This window comes from Geoalkalibacter sp., from assembly GCF_030604225.1.
In the GTDB taxonomy this organism is placed as follows: domain Bacteria; phylum Desulfobacterota; class Desulfuromonadia; order Desulfuromonadales; family Geoalkalibacteraceae; genus Geoalkalibacter.
This window is the reverse complement of record NZ_JAUVWH010000010.1, coordinates 20,098-36,929: the sequence shown is the minus strand read 5'-3', so window position 1 is coordinate 36,929 and position 16,832 is coordinate 20,098. Positions and strand designations below refer to the sequence as shown.

Here is a 16,832-nt window from a genome sequence, read left to right as displayed (position 1 = left end):
CCAGCGGCCGTAGTTGCCGTTCAAGTGCAATGCGCCGGCCCAGTGATCGCCCGTGTCGCCGGTGTTGGTGTTGTAGAGCTGGCCCCACTGGCCGCTGCCGCCCAGCTCGGTGGTGCCCAAGGAGCCGTGATCAAGCGTGTGGGCGAGGCGCAGATTGAGCTGGTTGGTCTCGCGGTTGCCGGCATCTTGCGCGCCGGCGAAGCCGCCGTCGGCGTTGCTGATCACATCCACCGAGTAGCGCCCGGCATTGCCGGCATTGCCCAGTTCCTCGTTCTTGTAGAAGGCCAGGGCGAGATCCCAGGGGCCGGTTTCGTAGAGAAACTTGACGCCCATGTCGTAGTCGTCTTCCAGCCCCACGTAATAGGCCCCGCTGAACCAGAAATTGTGGCTGGCGTAGGGCAACAAACCGAAGGGCACCTGATGGATGCCGATCTGCCCCTGCAGGTTGTCGCTGAAATCATAACCGATCCAGGCATGATGGGGCGCGTGCCAGTCATCGGAAGGATAGAAGCGGTACTCGGCGGACAACAGCATGTCCTTGATCGCGCCGTCAAGATTCAGGCGAAAGGTGTCGAAATTAAAGTCGCCCCCGCGCTCGCGGCTGCCGGCGTCCCAATCGGTGTAGCTGTACTGGACGCGGGCCGCACCGCCGATGCGGATGCCGCTCGCTTTCTCCGGGCTCGCCGGCTCTTCCGCCAGGGCTTGGGGCGTGGCGCCAAGTTGTGCTTCGAGTTGTTCGATACGCTCTTCGAGCCGGCGTACGCGCTCGTCATCAGCGGCAAAAGCCGGCGTCGCCGCCAGCATGAAGACAGCCAGAATTCCGAACCATTTTCTCATGCGTCTGAGCCTCCTTGAAGGTTTGATGCAGAAACACAAAGCACCGGGGCGGGAACGATACCGCTCCCGGCGCGCAACACCCTTCCTGCTGGGACTTGAATTGAGGATTGCCGATGATTATTTAAGCGGAAGGGTTCTAGGATTTAGCTAAATCAAGCGATTGATCATGCCGCCAAAAACCCGTCATAACCATTGATGAATCAATAAATCTACAATAGAGATAAGCAACTCTCAGTGTGAAGTCTCAAGACCCTAGATCATCCTTTTCATCTTGTCAACCCATAGGCATTAATTTTTTGTATAGGGCAGGCTTTTTCACCGCATGCTGTGCAAGAAATGCATGTGCCGCTCATATTGGTCGAGCACATCGTTGATCACATCATTTTTACTCCACCCCATGATGTCGTAATCCTGGCCGCCCTCGCGCAGATGCACCTCGGCGCGAAAGTATTTCAGGGCGGCGGCGCGATCCGCGCGGGTGTCGCGCAACACGAAGGACGGCGGTTCATAAGGGCGCGGATGCACCGCGTAGAAAAAGTCGATTTCCTCTCCGTGGCGCACTTCCAGCCATACCTGGTCGTCCTCGTCCTCGGCGAGACGCGCGTCGAGGCTCTGCTGTTGCAGTTCCGCGGCAACCTCCGCCAGGGCCGGCTTGACCACGTCCTCAAGGTAGCGCAACACTTCGCGCCGCTTGGGCTGGTGGATCAGAAATCGCACCCGGCGCTGCCAGGCCATCGCCGCATGGGGCCCGCGCGGCGCCACCCGCGCTTCGCGCAGGCTCAGGCGCTTGACCGCCTCGATGCGCAGCGCGCGCAGCAACCCCCAGCACATGAGAATCATCACCACCGTGAAGGGCAGGGCGCTGGCGATGGTCGCCGTCTGCAAGGCACCCAAACCGCCGGCCAACAGCAACGCCGCGGCGACGATACCTTCGATGACGGCCCAGAAGATGCGCTGCCAGGTGGGTGATTCCTCCTTGCCGCCGGAGGTCAGCATGTCCACCACCAGGGAGCCCGAGTCGGAGGAGGTGACGAAAAAGGTGATGACCAGCAGGGTGGCGAGCAGAGAGGTTACACTGGAGAAGGGCAGGTGTTCGAAGAACTGAAAGAGCGCCACCGAGGTATCCGCCGCCACCGCGTCGGCCAACTGGGCGAGGCCCTGGATCATCACCATGTGGATGGCGGTATCGCCGAAAAAGGTCATCCACATGAAAGTAAATCCCACCGGCACCAGCAGCACGCCGATGACGAACTCGCGGATGGTGCGCCCCCGCGACACGCGCGCGATGAACATGCCGACAAAGGGCGACCAGGCGATCCACCAGCCCCAGTAAAACAAGGTCCACCCGCCGATCCAGCCGCTCGGCTCATAGGCGTAGAGGTTGAAGGTCATGCTGAAGAGGCTCGACAGATACATCCCGGTATTCTGCACCAGGGTCTGCAGCAGGAAAACGGTCGGGCCGGCGATCAGCACAAAGGCAGCCAACACGACCGCCAGCACCATGTTGAGCTCGGAAATGCGCCGAATGCCCGTATCCAGCCCCAGGCCGACGGAGAGCGTCGCCACGGCGGTAATCACCGCGATCAGCAGCACTTGCACCAGCAGCGTGGTGGGCAGGCCAAACAGATAGTTCAGACCGGAGTTCACCTGAATGACGCCGAAGCCTAGCGAGGTGGCCACGCCGAAAATGGTGCCGAGCACCGCGAAAATATCCACCGTGTGCCCGATGGGGCCGTGGATGCGCTCGCCGATCAGGGGATAGAGGGAGGACCGGATGGTCAGGGGCAGATCATGGCGAAAGGCGAAATAGGCCAGGGACAGGGCCACCACGGCATAGATCGCCCAGGCATGAATCCCCCAATGAAAAAAGGTGATCTTCATCGCCTCGCGGGCGGCATTCACCGTGGCGGCGTCGCCGACGGGAGGATTGGCGTAATGCATGATCGGCTCGGCGACGCCGAAAAACATCAGGCCGATGCCCATGCCGGCGGAAAACAGCATGGCAAACCAGGAGGCGTAGCTGTAATCAGGGATACTGTGGTCCGGGCCCAGCTTGATGCGACCGTAGTCCGACGCCGCCAGCAACACCACGAAGACCAGGAAGCCCGCCACCGCCAGCACGTAGAACCAACCCGCCGAATGGGTGATCCACGCCTGGATGCGCCCGAACAGAGCCCCGGCGGCCTCGGGCGCGACCATGGTGAATATCACGAACACCAGGGTCAGCACCCCCGAGATGAAAAACACCGGGGGGTTGATCTGGATGCGCGGTTTGCCCTGTTTTTGTTCCGTCACGCGTCTCTCCTTCTCGGTTGCCGATGGCCCTGCACCCTGCAGCCGCCTCGGTGATCACCCCAACAACTCTCTCAACTTGTTTGCCAGCGCCTCGGCGGTAAAGCCGAAATGCTTCATCAGCACGGCGCCCGGCGCACTGGCGCCATAGCTGCGCATGGCGACGACGGCGCCGCCCTCGCCCACCCAGCGCTCCCAGCCGAAGGGCGATGCCGCCTCCACCGCCACCCGCGCCGCGCAGGCGGGCGGCAGCACCGCCGACCGATAGGCGACGTCCTGTTCTTCGAACAACTCCCAGCAGGGCAGGCTCACCACGCGCGTGCCGATGCCCTCCTTCTGGAGCAGCTCACGCGCCGCCAGGGCCACATGCACCTCGGCGCCCGTGGCGATGAGCAGGGCGCGCAATTGCCCCTCTTCCTCGGCCAGCACGTAACCACCGCGCCGCACGCCCTCGGCCGGCGCTAAGCGCTCCCGGTCGAGGACCGGCAGGCCCTGGCGGCTGAGGATCAGGGCGCTGGGCCCGGTACGGTGTTCCACGGCAAGCCGCCAGGCCTCGGCGGTTTCGTTGGCGTCGCAGGGGCGGATGACGCGCAGGTTGGGTACCGCGCGCAGCCCGGCGAGCTGCTCCACCGGCTGGTGGGTGGGACCGTCCTCGCCCAGGGCGATGGAATCGTGGGTGAACACATAAATCGGCGCCAGGCCCATCATGGCCGCCAGGCGCAGTGGCGGGCGCAGGTAATCGGAGAAGATGAGAAAGGTGGCGCCATAGGCGATCAGGCCGGGGGTGTGGCTCAGGCCGTTGAGGATGGCGCCCATGGCGTGCTCGCGCACCCCGAAATGCAGATTGCGGCCGCTGCTCTCGCGCGAAAAGGAGTCCTCGCCCTTGAGCAGGGTGTTGGTGGAGGGCGCCAGATCCGCCGAGCCGCCCAACAGCAAGGGCAGGCGCGCCGCCAGGGCATTGAGGACGATGCCGCTTGCCTGGCGGGTGGCCAGGGGGCCATCGGAGGGAACAAAGCGCGGCAGATTATCGCCGCAGCCGTCGGGCAGCTCGCCCGCACGCCCCCACAGCCAGGCCCGCAGGGTGGGGGAGGGCTGCGCCTCGGCCTGCGCCAGGCGCTCCTCCCAGTCGGCCTGCAGGCGCGCGCCGCGCTCGCGGCAGGCCGCCATGTGCGCCCGCACCGCCTCGGGCACGTGGAACCTCAGCTGCGGATCCCAGCCGTAGGCGCGCTTGGTGGCCGCCAGTTCCTCGGCGCCGAGGGGCGCGCCGTGGGCCTCGGCGCTGTCCTGCTTGGTCGGGGCGCCGGGCGCGATGTGCGTGCGCGCGATGATCAGGGAGGGGCGGGGGTCGGCCTTGGCGGCGTTGAGGGCCGCCTCGATTTCCGCCAAATTCTCGCCCTCGACCTGCTGCACCTGCCAGTCGTAGGCGAGAAAGCGCGCCGCCACCTGCTCGCTGAAGGCCAGACGGGTCTCGCCCTCGATGGTGATGCGGTTGTCGAGATAGATGAGGATGAGGTTGCCCAGGCCCAGATGACCGGCCAGGGACGCGGCCTCGCCGGCCACCCCTTCCATGAGATCGCCGTCGGAGCACAGACAGTAAACGCGGTAGTTGAACAGGTCGGCGGAGGCCTGCTCGGCGAGAAAGCGCGCGCCCAGGGCCAGGCCGACGCTCACCGCCACGCCCTGGCCGAGGGGCCCGGTGGTGGTTTCCACCCCCGGCGCATGGCCGTACTCGGGATGGCCGGCGGCGGGACTGCCCAACTGGCGAAAATTGCGCAGATCCTCCAGGCTCAGGGCATAGCCGCTGAGATGCAGCGCCCCGTAGAGCAGCATGGAGGCATGCCCGCAGGACAGCACGAAGCGATCGCGCCCCGGCCAGTGCGGATCGGCGGGATTGTGGCGCAGATGGCGGCGGTAGAGCAGGTAAGCCATGGGCGCCGCCTCCATGGGGGTGCCGGGATGTCCCGATCGGGCCTGCTCCACCGCGTCGGCGGCGAGAAAACGCAGGCAATCGATGGTCAGGCGGGCGTTGGCGGGATCGAGGGGCTCCTTGGTCATGGTTTCTCCTTGTCGGCGGGCTTATTCCTGATTCAAACAGGGTTCAGGCAGGTTTTCAAGGCCATCGGCTGACATTGCCACGGTGATTGGTAAACTAGGAAAGTCGTGAGTTTCTCATCACATCAGGGAAGGAGTGTCTCGATGCTGTACTTTGCCTACGGTCACAATCTGGATCCCGACAACCTGTCCCAGCGCGGCGTCAGCTTCTCCCGGGTCTGCACCGGGAAAATCCGCGACCTGCGCCTGGTGTTCCACAAGCCCGGCGAGGACGGCACGGGCCGCGCCGATGTCCAGGACCATCGCGGCAGTCAGGTGGAAGGGGTGGTTTACGAGGTTCCCGAGGCGAGCCTGGCGAATCTTGAGGTTTACGAGGGGGTGGACAAGGGCCACTACCGCCGCCAGCTCATGAACGTGCAGACCTCCAAGGGCGAACTGGAGTGCGTGGTCTATCGCGCCGCCAAGTTCAAAAGCGGGCTCAAGCCCAGCCGCGCCTATCTCGAGCAACTGATTCGCGGCGCCCAGACCCACAAATTGTCCGAGGACTATCAGAACTTTCTGAAATCCTTCGCCACGGCGGATTAACGGTAAAGCCAGAGGGGGAAAAGACTCAGGGCCGATGCGGGAGGAGGTAAGTCCCGGTCATCGGCCCTGAGTGTCTTGCCAGAGGGAGTGTACAACAAAAGAGGGAGTTTTTTTTCGCCGGCTCGCCTGCCACAACGAGCCGTCGATGGTGTTAGCCTAAGGGATTCCCTGGCCGGGCGCCACCGTGCATTCCGTAAAATCTTCGCCGCGAAAGCGCTTCCGCGACCTGTGCGTTTGCACAGCCGATGTCACGCGCCTGAATTCAGGTTCCCGGCGAAACCGCAGTGCGCGAGCAGCACGCGCACTTTATCGCGCCTGGTGCCTTGCCAGTGGGCCAGCAGCCGCTGCGCCAGGGTCTCGCCGCTCTGCGCCAGATCGTCGATCCCCTCCAGATACAGGGTTTCGTCGAGACCCCGGCTGTCGGCCACCCGCTGGCGACGCAAGCCGTCGCGCGCCAGGGCCAGCAGATCGAGGCTGAGTTCGCGCAGGCTGCGGCCCCGAGTCGGGGTTTGCAGCCCCAGGCGCCAGGAGTCGGCGAACACCCGGGGCAGCTCCTGAAAAACCTCGCGATGGAGCAGCGCCGCTGCGTCCTCCAGACTGCCCTGATCGTAAAGCAGTCCCTTGGCCAGGGCCGCCACCGCCAGGGTGTGGCGCGGCGGCAGGCTGTCCGCCGAGCGCAGCTCGATCTGCGGACGCAGGCGCACCTCGGTGAAAATGGTGGACAGATGCAGATCCCAGTCGCCGAGGGTGGCGCGCTGCCCCTGCCAGCCCTCGCGCAGGTAGCGGCGAAAAGGCAGGGGATGCGCCGTCAGGTCAAGGTAGCGCCCGGCGCGGCGGATAAAGTACATGGGCACGTCGAGGGCGTAATCGACATAGCTCGCATAGCCCGCGTCCGCGGCGAACAAGGACGGCAGCAGACCGGTGCGTTCCGGGTCGGTGCGCGACCAGATTTCGCCGCGCGTCGAAAGAAAACCGCTGGGGCGTCCCTCGAGGAGCGGTGAGTTGGCGAACAGGGCATAGAACACCGGGGCCAGCAACAGACCAACCCGCAACTTGGCCAGCCAATCGGCTTCATCGCTGAAATCCACATTGACCTGAAGACCCGCGGTCTGCTTCATCATCGCCTGGCCGAGATCGCCCGTGCGCAGCATGTAGGGGCCCATGATGCCGTAGCGCTCCTTGGGCACCCAGCCGATTTCGCCCAGGGGCGTGAAGGGTTGGGTGCCCAGGCCGAGAAACGCCAGGCCCAGGGAAGCCGCCTCGCCCGTGACGGTTTGCAGATGACGCTCCAGATCGCCGTGGGAGCAATGCAGGTGCGGGCAAAGCTCCCCGGAGAGTTCCAGTTGCCCCCCCGGTTCCAGGGTGATGGACGAGCGCGGCCCCTGCAAGGCGATGAGCCGACCCTCCTCGCGGACGGCGCGCCAGCCGCCCTGCCGTTCCACGCGCAGCAAGAGCTCCTCGATGCGCGCGAAGGGCGCCGCCTCGCCGGTTTCCGTGTCGATCACCAGCTTTTCCGCCTCCGCGCCGATCGCCCAGTGCTCGGGCGCGCGGGCCCCCGCCGCCAGGTAGGCGATCAGATCGCGCGGGTCGCGAATTTCCGCATCCAGTCCGTCCTTCGCCAGGGTCGTCATGGGCAAACCTTATCACCGGCGTGGGAAAGGGCAAGGGCTCCGTTTATCGTCCGCGACTCAGGAATTGAGGTACTCCATGATCTTTTCGGCGATGGTTTTGAAAATGCTGGTGAATTCCTTTTCGTTGAGCTCCAGCAGGGTGATGCGAAAGCCCATCTCCGGGGTGCAGAAGGAGGAGAGGGGCACCACGCAGATGCCGGTGGAGGCCAGCAGGTAATAGACGAAACGCTTGTCCAGGGACACCCCCGGCTGGTTGACCAGCCCCTCCACCAACTCCCGGACCTCGGGGTTGGCGATGGGCAGGCTCTGGCGCTCGGTCAGCTGGTCCGGCTTGAACGCCACGCTCATGTAAAAGGCACCGTTGGTGCGGTTGACACGGATGCCCGGCACTTCCTTGAGAATATCGTAGGCGATGTTGGAATGCCGCTCGTAGCGCGCCTTGCGCTCCTCGAGGAACTTGGGGTACTCGGGGTGGCTGAGGATGGGCGGAATCGCCTTCTGCGGCAGGGTGGTGGAGCAGACCTCGACCATTTTCGAATCGAGGATGCTCTGGATGTAGCGCTTGAACATGGGATCGCGGTCGGCGTTGTAGACTTCGATCCAGCCGCAACGCGCGCCCGGCCAGGGCACCTCCTTGCTGATGCCCTTCATGGCGATGGCCGGCACCTCACCGATGAGATCGGAAATGGGCTTGGTCGATTCGCCGTTGTAGACCAGGTTGTGGTAGATCTCGTCGCAGATGATGAACAGGTCGTATTCCTTGGCGATGGCGACGATCTCGCGCAGGATGCGCTCGGGGTACACCGCGCCGGTGGGGTTGTCCGGATTGATGATGAGAATGCCGCTGATGGCCGGATTGTACTTGACCGAGAGGCGCAGATCATCCAGATCGGGATACCAGTTGTTGTCCGGGTCGAGGCGGTAGGTGACGGGACGCTGGCCGGCATGGGCCGCCTCGCCCGAGGAATGGGTGGAGTAGGTGGGGGAGGGGCCGATGACCCGCGCCTCGCGGCGCAAAAAGCCGTAGACTTTCTGGATGGCGTCGCCCAGGCCGTTGAAGAAGATGATGTCCTCGGCGGTGATCTGGGTCTTGCCGCGAGAATTGGTCACATTTGCAATAAATTCGCGGGTTTCCAACAGGCCCTTGGTGGCGCAGTAGCCGTAGGAACAATCCTTCATGGCCAGATCGGCGACGATTTTTTTCATCCACACCGGGATCTTCTCGCCCTTGGCGATGGGATCGCCGATGTTTTCCATGTTGGTCTTGATGCCCAGTTTGTTGAGCTTTTCGGCGATGGCGACGATGGCCCGGATTTCGTAGGTCAGCTCGCCCGCTCCGATGTGCACGATGTTGTTGCGCATGAGAATTCTCCGTGTTCTGGCCAGAATCGGCTCTGGCTGCCAGGGTCCTGGAAAGCAAAAAAGCCACGAGCAAGCTGCCCATGGCCTTTGGGTTTCACGCGGGAAAACGGAACACTACGCCATGCGACAGCGATCTGCCTGAATAAGGGCTGCGGTCGCCGCGGCGGCCGCGCTGCTAGCTCGCACGGATGCATGGATCATGGAGGATTGCCTTTATTGCTGGGTTTTCTCGGCCCGAGCCGGATGGAAGTCAATACCACAGCGGCCGCGCGGATGTCAACGGCTTAGTCGCCGCTCTTCCTGGCCCCGTTGCCGCCGCCCTTCGCCGGGCTCTGGGGCGCCGGCTGGCGCATTTGCAGGCTGCCGTTGAACACCACCCCTTCCTCCACCGTCAGCACCGGCGTGGCGATATTGCCCTCGACTTCGGCCGGCGCGCGCAACTCGACGCGGATGTCCGCCGTCACGTTGCCCTTGAGCTTGCCGCTCAGGATCAGGGTGCCGACCTTGATTTCCGCCTGCAGTTCCCCGCTTTGGCCGACAATCAGGGTATCCTGGCTGTGGATCTCGCCGCGAAACAGCCCGTCGAGGCGCACGATCTCGGTGAAGGCCATGTTGCCCTCGAACTGACTGCCGGGGCCGAGAAAGGCCTTGATATCGCTTTTTTCCAGGGGGGTCGCCGCCTTGGCGGGCTTTTTACCAAACATAGCGGTCCTCATGCTCTTGGGCCCAAGGGCCTCGCGTGATTTCAGGAACCTCCCAGGCGCCCGAGCAATCGCTCCAGCTCGGCGGCCGAGGTGTAGGAAATTTCGATGCGCCCGCCCTTCTTGCCGCGTGGCGCGATGCGCACCTCGGCGCCGAGGGACTGCTGGAGCTCCTCGGCGAAGCGCAGCAGCTGCGCGCTGGGCTCGGCCTTGGCGGGGCGCTGGCGGCGCGGGCTGCCGAAGTTCTTGATGCGCTTGACCAGGGCCTCGGTCTCGCGCACCGAGAGTTGCTTGCGCTGGAGTTCGCCGCTCGCCTCGAGAATGTCCTCGGCGTTATCCAGCCCGAGGAGGGCCCGGGCGTGCCCCATGCTCAGGCGGTTGTCGCGCAGATCCTGACGCACCGCGTCCGGCAGCTTGAGCAGGCGCAGGGCATTGGTTACCGAGGAGCGCTCCTTGCCGACCCGCCGCGCCACTTCCTCCTGGGTGAGATCGAAATTGCTCACCAGGTTGCGGTAGGCTTCCGCCTCCTCGATGGGATTGAGATCCTCGCGCTGGATGTTTTCGATAAGCGCCATTTCCAGCGCCCAGTCCTCGGAAACATCCTGAATCACCACCGGCACGTCGCGCAGGCCCGCCTTGCGCGCCGCCCGCCAGCGCCGTTCGCCGGCGATGATCTGGTAGTGCTCGCCTTCGCGGCGCACCACCAGCGGCTGGATGATGCCCTTCTCACGGATGGAGGCGACCAGTTCCTCCATCTTGGCGTCGTCGAAGCTTTTGCGCGGCTGACCGGCATGGGGGCGCAGCTCCTCGACGGGGCAGAGAAAATATCTGGAGCGTTCGGCGGGCTCGGCGACGCTGCCGAGCAGCGCGCCCATGCCCCGGCCGAGGGCGGGTCGCTTGGCCATCTCAGCCTCCCATGCCGATGATTTCCCGCGCCAGATCGAGATAGGCCGCGGTGCCTTTGGAATTCACGTCGTAGAGCAGCACCGGCACGCCGTGGCTGGGGGCCTCGGACAGACGCACGTTGCGCGGAATGACTGTGTGAAAGACCTTGCCGTCGAAGTGCTGGCGGATTTCCTCGGAAACCTGGTGGGAGAGATTGTTGCGGCCGTCGAACATGGTCAGCAGAATGCCGTGAATTTCCAGGCGCGGATTGAGCTGGGTCTTGATGATGCGGATGGTGGTCATCAACTGGGAGAGCCCCTCCATGGCATAGAACTCACATTGCAGGGGCACCAGCACCGAATCGGCGGCGGTCAGGGCGTTGACGGTGAGCAGCCCGAGGGACGGCGGGCAGTCGATGACGATGAAGTCGAACTCGTTGCGCAGGGGATCCAGGGCGCTCTTGAGCTTGACTTCCCGCGCCAGGGCGGTAACCAGCTCGATTTCGGCGCCGATGAGGTCGGTATTGGACGGCAGCACGCGCAGCAGATCGAGATCGGTGCCGACGAGAATGGAACGGGCGTCGGCCTCGCCGAGCAAGGCATGGTAGACGGTGTGCTTGAGCTTGGTCTTGTCGATGCCCAAGCCAGTGCAGGCGTTGGCCTGAGGGTCCATATCCACCAGCAGCGTGCGCTTTTCCGCCGCCGCGAGGGACGCGGCGAGGTTGACCGCCGTGGTGGTCTTGCCCACGCCCCCCTTCTGGTTGGCGATTGCGATGATCTTGGCCATGTCGATGGAGACTCCTCGCGGAAAAATCGAAAGCCCGATTCTAGCACAGCCGGCAAGGTCACGGGAAACAGAAAAATCCCGCTCCGCGGCCCTTCAGCGGGCGCGACCGAACACCTGGAGACGCCGCTGCGCGCCACTCACCGGCAGACACAAGGCTTCTTCCGCCAGCAGGCGAAAACCGGCCTGTTCCGCCAACAGGGCCGGATCGCCATCCTCCTCCTGGGCCTTCATGGCGATGAAGCGTCCATTCTCCGCCACCAGGGGCGCGGCCCAGGCCAGAAGCTGCTCCAGGGAGGCCAGGGCGCGGGCGATCACCAGGGAATAGGCGCCCTGCTCGGCGCTTCGCGCGGCGAAGTCCTCGATGCGCGCGCAGACCGCGGTAAAGTCGCGCAGGCCCAGCTTGCGCGCCACATGGCGCTGAAAAAGGATCTTTTTTTCCTGGGAATCGAGGGACACCACCGGCATCTCGGGGCGGGCGATCTTCAGGGGCAGGGCCGGCAGACCGGCCCCCGAGCCGAGATCCAGCAGGCGCTCACCGGGAACAAGCAGGGGCAAGGGCGTGAGGGAATCCACCAGATGCTTCTCCACGCTCTCGAGCGGATCGCGAATGGCGGTTAGGTTGAATTTGCGGTTCCAGGCCAGCAATTCCTGCTGAAAAGCGAGCAAGCGCGCCTCGCCGTCGGCGGGCAGCACCAGGCCCAGGGCGCGCAGGCAAAAGCGCAGCTGGTCGAGCTCGCTCATCTCAGCGTCTCCGCAAGGCTACGGAGAGAATCGCCACGGCGGCCGGGGTCACCCCCGAAATGCGCGCCGCCTGCCCCAGGGTGTGAGGCCGCACCCGCTGGAGTTTCTCGCGCACCTCCGCGGTGAGCCCGGGAATCGCCGTGTAGTCCAGATCCTCGGGAATGCGCACCGCCTCGGTGCGCCGAAAACGCTCCACCATCTCCTGCTGACGGGCGATGTAGCCGGCGTATTTCACCTGAATTTCAATCTGTTCGGCCACCGCCGGATCGAGGGCGCGCAGCTCCGCCACGTGGCGCGCCAGATCCGCCAGGGCGATTTCCGGGCGGCGCAGCAGATCCTCCCAACTGCGTGCCTCGCTCAGCCCCCTCAGGCCCAAGTCCTCCAACATCGCGGAATCACCCGGCAGCAGCCGCCCCTGGCGCAGCAGTTCACGGCCGCCCTCGATCCGTTCCTGCTTGAGGTTGAAGACGCGCCAGCGTTCCTCATCGACCAGGCCCACCCCGCGTCCCAGGGGAGTCAGGCGCAGGTCGGCATTGTCCTCGCGAAGCAGCAGGCGGTATTCCGAGCGCGAGGTGAACATGCGATAGGGTTCCTCGGTGCCCAGGGTCACCAGGTCGTCGATGAGCACGCCGATGTAGGAATTGTCGCGGGTGAGCATCAGGGGTTCGCGACCCTGGCAGGCCAGCGCCGCGTTGATGCCGGCCACCAGGCCCTGGGCGGCGGCTTCCTCGTAACCCGAGGTGCCGTTGATCTGACCCGCGTGATAGAGCCCGGCAAGGTCGCGGGTCTCCAGGGTCGGACGCAGCTGGGTGGGGGGAAAATAATCGTATTCGATGGCGTAGCCGGGGCGCATGATCTCGACCCGCTCCAGGCCCGCGATGGTGCGCAGGAAAGCGAGCTGGACATCGGGCGGCAGGGAACTCGACACGCCGTTGGGATAGATTTCGCGGGTTTGCAGGCCCTCGGGCTCAAGGAATACCTGATGGCGATCCTTTTCGGGAAAACGCATGACCTTGTCTTCCACCGAGGGGCAGTAGCGCGCCCCCACGCCGGATATCTTGCCCGTGTACAGGGGTGAGCGATGCAGCCCGGAGCGGATCACCTCATGGGTGCGCTCGTTGGTGTAGGTGATGTGGCAGGGCACCTGCGGCCTGGTGATGGCCGGGGTCAGGAAGGAAAACGGGCGGGGCGGCGAATCACCCGGCTGCTCCTCCAAGCGGGAGAAATCGATGGTATGGGCATCCAGGCGCGACGGCGTGCCGGTCTTGAGGCGCCCGACCCGCATGCCCAGGGCGCGCAGCTGATCGCTGATGCCCTCCGCCGGCGGCTCTCCGGCACGACCCGAGGGAAAACTGGTGAGACCGACATGCACCAGGCCCTTGAGAAAGGTGCCCGTGGTCAGGATCAGGGCGCGCGCCCGGAAAGTCAGGCCTTCCCGGGTGACCACGCCCTCGACCCGCTCCCCGGCGAGGAGCAGGGATTGCACCGTGCCCTGCTTGAGATCCAGGCGCGGCTGATCCTCGATGAGCAATTTGAGGCGCTGGCGGTACAACTGGCGGTCGGCTTGGGCGCGCGAGGCGCGCACCGCCGGCCCCTTCTTGGTGTTGAGGGTGCGAAACTGAATGCCGGTGGCATCGATGTTGCGCCCCATCTCGCCGCCCAAGGCGTCGATCTCCTTGACCAGGTGCCCCTTGGCCAGGCCGCCGATGGCGGGATTGCACGACATCAAACCCACCGTGTCGAGGTTCATGGTCAGAAGCAGGGTCGCGCAGCCCATGCGCGCGGCGGCCAAGGCCGCCTCGCAGCCCGCATGACCAGCCCCGACGACGATGACCTCATAGGACTTAGCCGGAAATGTCGCCATACCCGTTATTTCCCTTGTAAAACTCAAGAGTTAAATCTTTTGTTCCACGTGAAACATAATGGTTCGCACCGGGACTGCGCGCGCCGTGGCCCTGCATGGAGGGAAGCGGACGCTCTACTTGCCGATGCAGAATTTGGAAAAAATTCGCTGAATAATGTCCTCGGGCGCGGTTTCGCCGGTGATTTCGCCGAGGATATCCAGAGCGGCGTGCAACTCGAAGGCTAAAAATTCCAGGGACTCTTTCTTTTGAAGGGTCCCGAGGGCGCGGTGCAGGGCGTCCAGGCAACGGGTAAAACAATCATGATGACGCGCTTCGGTGACGACCAGGGATTCCTGGTCGGCTTGCGGCTCCCGCGCGAGAAAGACCTGGCGAATGCCGTCCCGCAGTAGGGGCATGCCTTCTCCGGTGCGCGCGGAAAGATAAATCCGGGACAGGCCGGAAAACGCCTCGGGGAGAGCGCGCGCGCCGAGATCCTGCTTGTTGATGACCAGCAGCACCGGTTTGTCGCCACAGGCCTCGAGCACGGCGAGATCCTCGGCGACGGCTCCTTGGTGCCCGTCAATTACCAGTAGGATCAAATCAGCCTCGGCGATTTTATCGCGGCTGCGGCGAACGCCTTCCTGCTCGACCAGATCGGCGCTCTGCCGCAGCCCGGCGGTATCGATGAGCCGCACCCGCAGCCCCGCCAAATCAAGTTGTTCCTCAATGGTATCCCGGGTGGTCCCGGGCAATTCGGTGACGATGGCGCGCGAACTGCCGAGCAGCGCATTGAGCAGGGAACTCTTGCCGACATTGGGCCGCCCGAGAATCAGCACGCCGACGCCCTCGCGCAGGACCCGCCCGGTGCGAAAGCTGTCGATCAGTCCTTGAAGTTGCGCATGGACTTGAATGATCAGGCCGCCGATGGCCTCCTGGGTTGCGGGGTCGAGATCTTCCTCGGGGAAATCAATCCAGGCTTCCACCAGGGCCAGGGCATCGCATAACCGCTCCCGCAGCGCCGTGCAGGTGTCGCGCAACCGGCCCTGGAGGTGGCGCAGGGCGATTTTTTGCCCCAACAGCGATTGGGCGCCAATCACCTCCATGACGCCTTCAGCCTGGCTGAGATCGATGCGTCCGTTGAGAAAGGCGCGCAGGGTGAATTCCCCCGGCAGGGCGAGACGCGCGCCCTGGGCCATTAGCAAATCGAGAACCCGGCGACCGACGACGGCTCCGCCATGGCAGTGCAATTCCACCACGTCTTCGCGGGTGTAGGTGTAGGGCGCGCGCATGTACACGGCCATGGCCTCATCGACCGCATCACCGCTCTCATCGACAATGCGGCCATAATAAAGCCGATGACTGGTGAACGCCGAGGTGGGGCGCTGGGTTTGGAAAATCCGCCGCAACAGGGGCAGGGCACCTTCGCCGGAAACCCGGATGATGCCGATCCCGCCCTGGCCGAAGACCGTGGCGGGACCGGCAATGGTTGCCCGATCGGCGTAATCCACCTCAGGACTTCCGGTGGATCAGGGCCTGCTGCCCGATGGTCAGCAGATTGTTGACCAACCAGTAAAGCACGAGGCCCGAGGGAAAATTGAGGAACATGACGGTGAAGATGAGGGGCATGGCGAGAAAAATCTTGGCCTGCACCGGATCCAGGTTGCTCGGCGTCATTTTCTGCTGAACGAACATGGAAGCGCCCATGATCACCGGGGTAATGTAGTAGGGATCCTTGGCGGACAGGTCGGTAATCCATAGGAAGAAAGGCGCATGGCGCAATTCGATGGACACCAGCAAAACCTTGTACAGCGCGAAAAACACCGGGATCTGCACCAGCATGGGCAGGCAGCCGCCGAGGGGATTGACGCGATGCTCCTTGTAGAGATTCATCAGTTCCAGATTCATGCGCTGCTTGTCGTTTTTATATTTTTCCCGCAGCTTCTGCATCTGGGGTTGAAGTTTCTGCATCTCCTTCATGGACGTGAAGCTCTTCTGGGTCAGGGGCCAGAAAAGAATCTTGATGATGACCGTCAGCAGAATGATGGCCAGTCCATAGTTATGCAAAAAGCTGTAGAAAAATTTCAGAACATGCAGCAAGGGACGGGCGAGAAACCCGAAAAAGCCAAAATCCACCGCTTCGCTGAGCTGGTAGCCCAGCCCCTGCAACAAATCGAAGTCCTTGGGGCCAAAAAAGGCGAAGAATTGAAATTCCGCCGTCTCACCACTTTGCAGCGTGCGATAGGGGCTGATCAGGCTATTGGTGACCAGGCTGTCGACGAGTTCGACCCGCGCGCGCTCGGCGCTCCCCTCAAGAGGTACCAGGGCGTTGAAAAAGTATTTCTTCTCGAAACCCGTCCAGATAATTTCGTCGGTATACAAAGCAGCTTGCTTGCCGAGATCATCGACCTTTTCGTTGCGTTTCTTCCCGCCGGCAAAGGTGCTCGGCCCGACGAATTCATACATGGTGCCGGCCATGGCCTTATCCCATGGCTGCACCAGGGTCAGGCTGAGGTTGCCCGACAAGGGGCCGCCGCTGCGGTTCATGAGACGCACGCCGACGGGAATCTGATAGGAATCCGCGCTGAGCGCCAAGACCTTTTCGATCAGGACGCCGGGGGCGATTTCACCGCGAAAGGTCAATTCCCGCGTTTCTCCGGGTCCAAGGCTCAGGGTCCCCTGGGGCGGATCGACCAGAGCGTAAACGGGTTGACCGGCCCCGCTCAAACCGTCCGTGCCGCCCAGCTGCAAGGTGCCCAGCCCACGATCACGAGTATCGACGAGAACGAACCCGGCGGACTCGGCAGCCATGGTATCGCCATACTGCAACAATTCTATACGCCGTATGGAAGCGCTGCGCTCGTCAATTTCCAGGCGATAGGTCTGGGTCTGGACCTCCAGAATGCTGCCGGCACCCAGGAGAGGCATTGAAAAATCGCGTGCCTCCTCGACCGCCGCCACCACTTCGGGCGCCGGGCGGCTCTCCGCGACCGCGGGCGGCGCTTGCTCGGCGACCTGGGGGGGCGGGGCCTGCGGTGGAAAGAAAATGGTAAAGCCAACCCAGACCAACAGCATGAGAACAATGGCGATCAGCGTATTTTTATTTTCCATACCAACTC

General features: G+C 63.7%; 12 protein-coding genes and 1 pseudogene. 1 reads left to right on the top strand and 12 read right to left on the bottom strand.

Going from position 1 to position 16,832, the window contains the following annotated elements:
- From QAT43_RS02565 to tkt, 3 genes and pseudogenes are all read right to left on the bottom strand, one after another.
- Positions 1–837: pseudogene (locus tag QAT43_RS02565) on the bottom strand (porin); the annotation flags it as partial.
- Positions 838–1,152: 315 nt separating this feature from the next.
- Positions 1,153–3,132 (bottom strand): choline BCCT transporter BetT, encoded by a 1,980-nt coding sequence (gene betT, locus QAT43_RS02560; protein ID WP_305041467.1) that lies wholly within the window; start codon positions 3,130–3,132, stop codon positions 1,153–1,155.
- A gap of 54 nt (positions 3,133–3,186) precedes the next feature.
- Positions 3,187–5,184, bottom strand: a complete 1,998-nt coding sequence (tkt, locus tag QAT43_RS02555) for a transketolase (protein ID WP_305041466.1) — start codon at positions 5,182–5,184, stop codon at positions 3,187–3,189.
- Between the two features lie 141 nt (positions 5,185–5,325).
- Here tkt and QAT43_RS02550 point away from each other — a divergent pair, with 141 nt between their 5' ends.
- A complete protein-coding gene (locus QAT43_RS02550) occupies positions 5,326–5,766 on the top strand; it encodes a gamma-glutamylcyclotransferase family protein (protein ID WP_305041465.1) in 441 nt (146 codons plus the stop codon).
- Positions 5,767–6,014: 248 nt separating this feature from the next.
- Here the strand turns inward: QAT43_RS02550 and QAT43_RS02545 are convergent, their stop codons facing one another.
- The 9 genes from QAT43_RS02545 to yidC form a co-directional block, all read right to left on the bottom strand.
- The gene (locus QAT43_RS02545; protein ID WP_305041464.1) at positions 6,015–7,397 is read right to left on the bottom strand and encodes a glutamate--cysteine ligase; all 1,383 of its coding nucleotides are present in this window, start codon (positions 7,395–7,397) and stop codon (positions 6,015–6,017) included.
- 57 nt (positions 7,398–7,454) lie between these two features.
- Positions 7,455–8,759 (bottom strand): pyridoxal phosphate-dependent aminotransferase, encoded by a 1,305-nt coding sequence (locus QAT43_RS02540; RefSeq protein WP_305041463.1) that lies wholly within the window; start codon positions 8,757–8,759, stop codon positions 7,455–7,457.
- Between the two features lie 284 nt (positions 8,760–9,043).
- Complete coding sequence (locus tag QAT43_RS02535; RefSeq protein WP_305041462.1) at positions 9,044–9,463, bottom strand: bactofilin family protein; 420 nt, start codon at positions 9,461–9,463, stop codon at positions 9,044–9,046.
- Between the two features lie 41 nt (positions 9,464–9,504).
- A complete protein-coding gene (locus QAT43_RS02530) occupies positions 9,505–10,365 on the bottom strand; it encodes a ParB/RepB/Spo0J family partition protein (RefSeq protein WP_305041461.1) in 861 nt (286 codons plus the stop codon).
- A 1-nt stretch (position 10,366) separates the two neighbouring features.
- On the bottom strand, positions 10,367–11,131 hold the full coding sequence (locus QAT43_RS02525) for a ParA family protein (protein ID WP_305041460.1): 765 nt from the start codon (positions 11,129–11,131) through the stop codon (positions 10,367–10,369).
- Positions 11,132–11,224: 93 nt separating this feature from the next.
- A complete protein-coding gene (rsmG, locus tag QAT43_RS02520; protein ID WP_305041459.1) occupies positions 11,225–11,872 on the bottom strand; it encodes a 16S rRNA (guanine(527)-N(7))-methyltransferase RsmG in 648 nt (215 codons plus the stop codon).
- Position 11,873: 1 nt separating this feature from the next.
- The gene (gene mnmG, locus QAT43_RS02515) at positions 11,874–13,736 is read right to left on the bottom strand and encodes a tRNA uridine-5-carboxymethylaminomethyl(34) synthesis enzyme MnmG (RefSeq protein WP_305041458.1); all 1,863 of its coding nucleotides are present in this window, start codon (positions 13,734–13,736) and stop codon (positions 11,874–11,876) included.
- Positions 13,737–13,850: 114 nt separating this feature from the next.
- On the bottom strand, positions 13,851–15,224 hold the full coding sequence (mnmE, locus tag QAT43_RS02510; protein WP_305041457.1) for a tRNA uridine-5-carboxymethylaminomethyl(34) synthesis GTPase MnmE: 1,374 nt from the start codon (positions 15,222–15,224) through the stop codon (positions 13,851–13,853).
- 1 nt (position 15,225) lies between these two features.
- Positions 15,226–16,824, bottom strand: a complete 1,599-nt coding sequence (gene yidC / locus QAT43_RS02505; RefSeq protein WP_305041456.1) for a membrane protein insertase YidC — start codon at positions 16,822–16,824, stop codon at positions 15,226–15,228.
- Positions 16,825–16,832 lie beyond the last annotated feature (8 nt).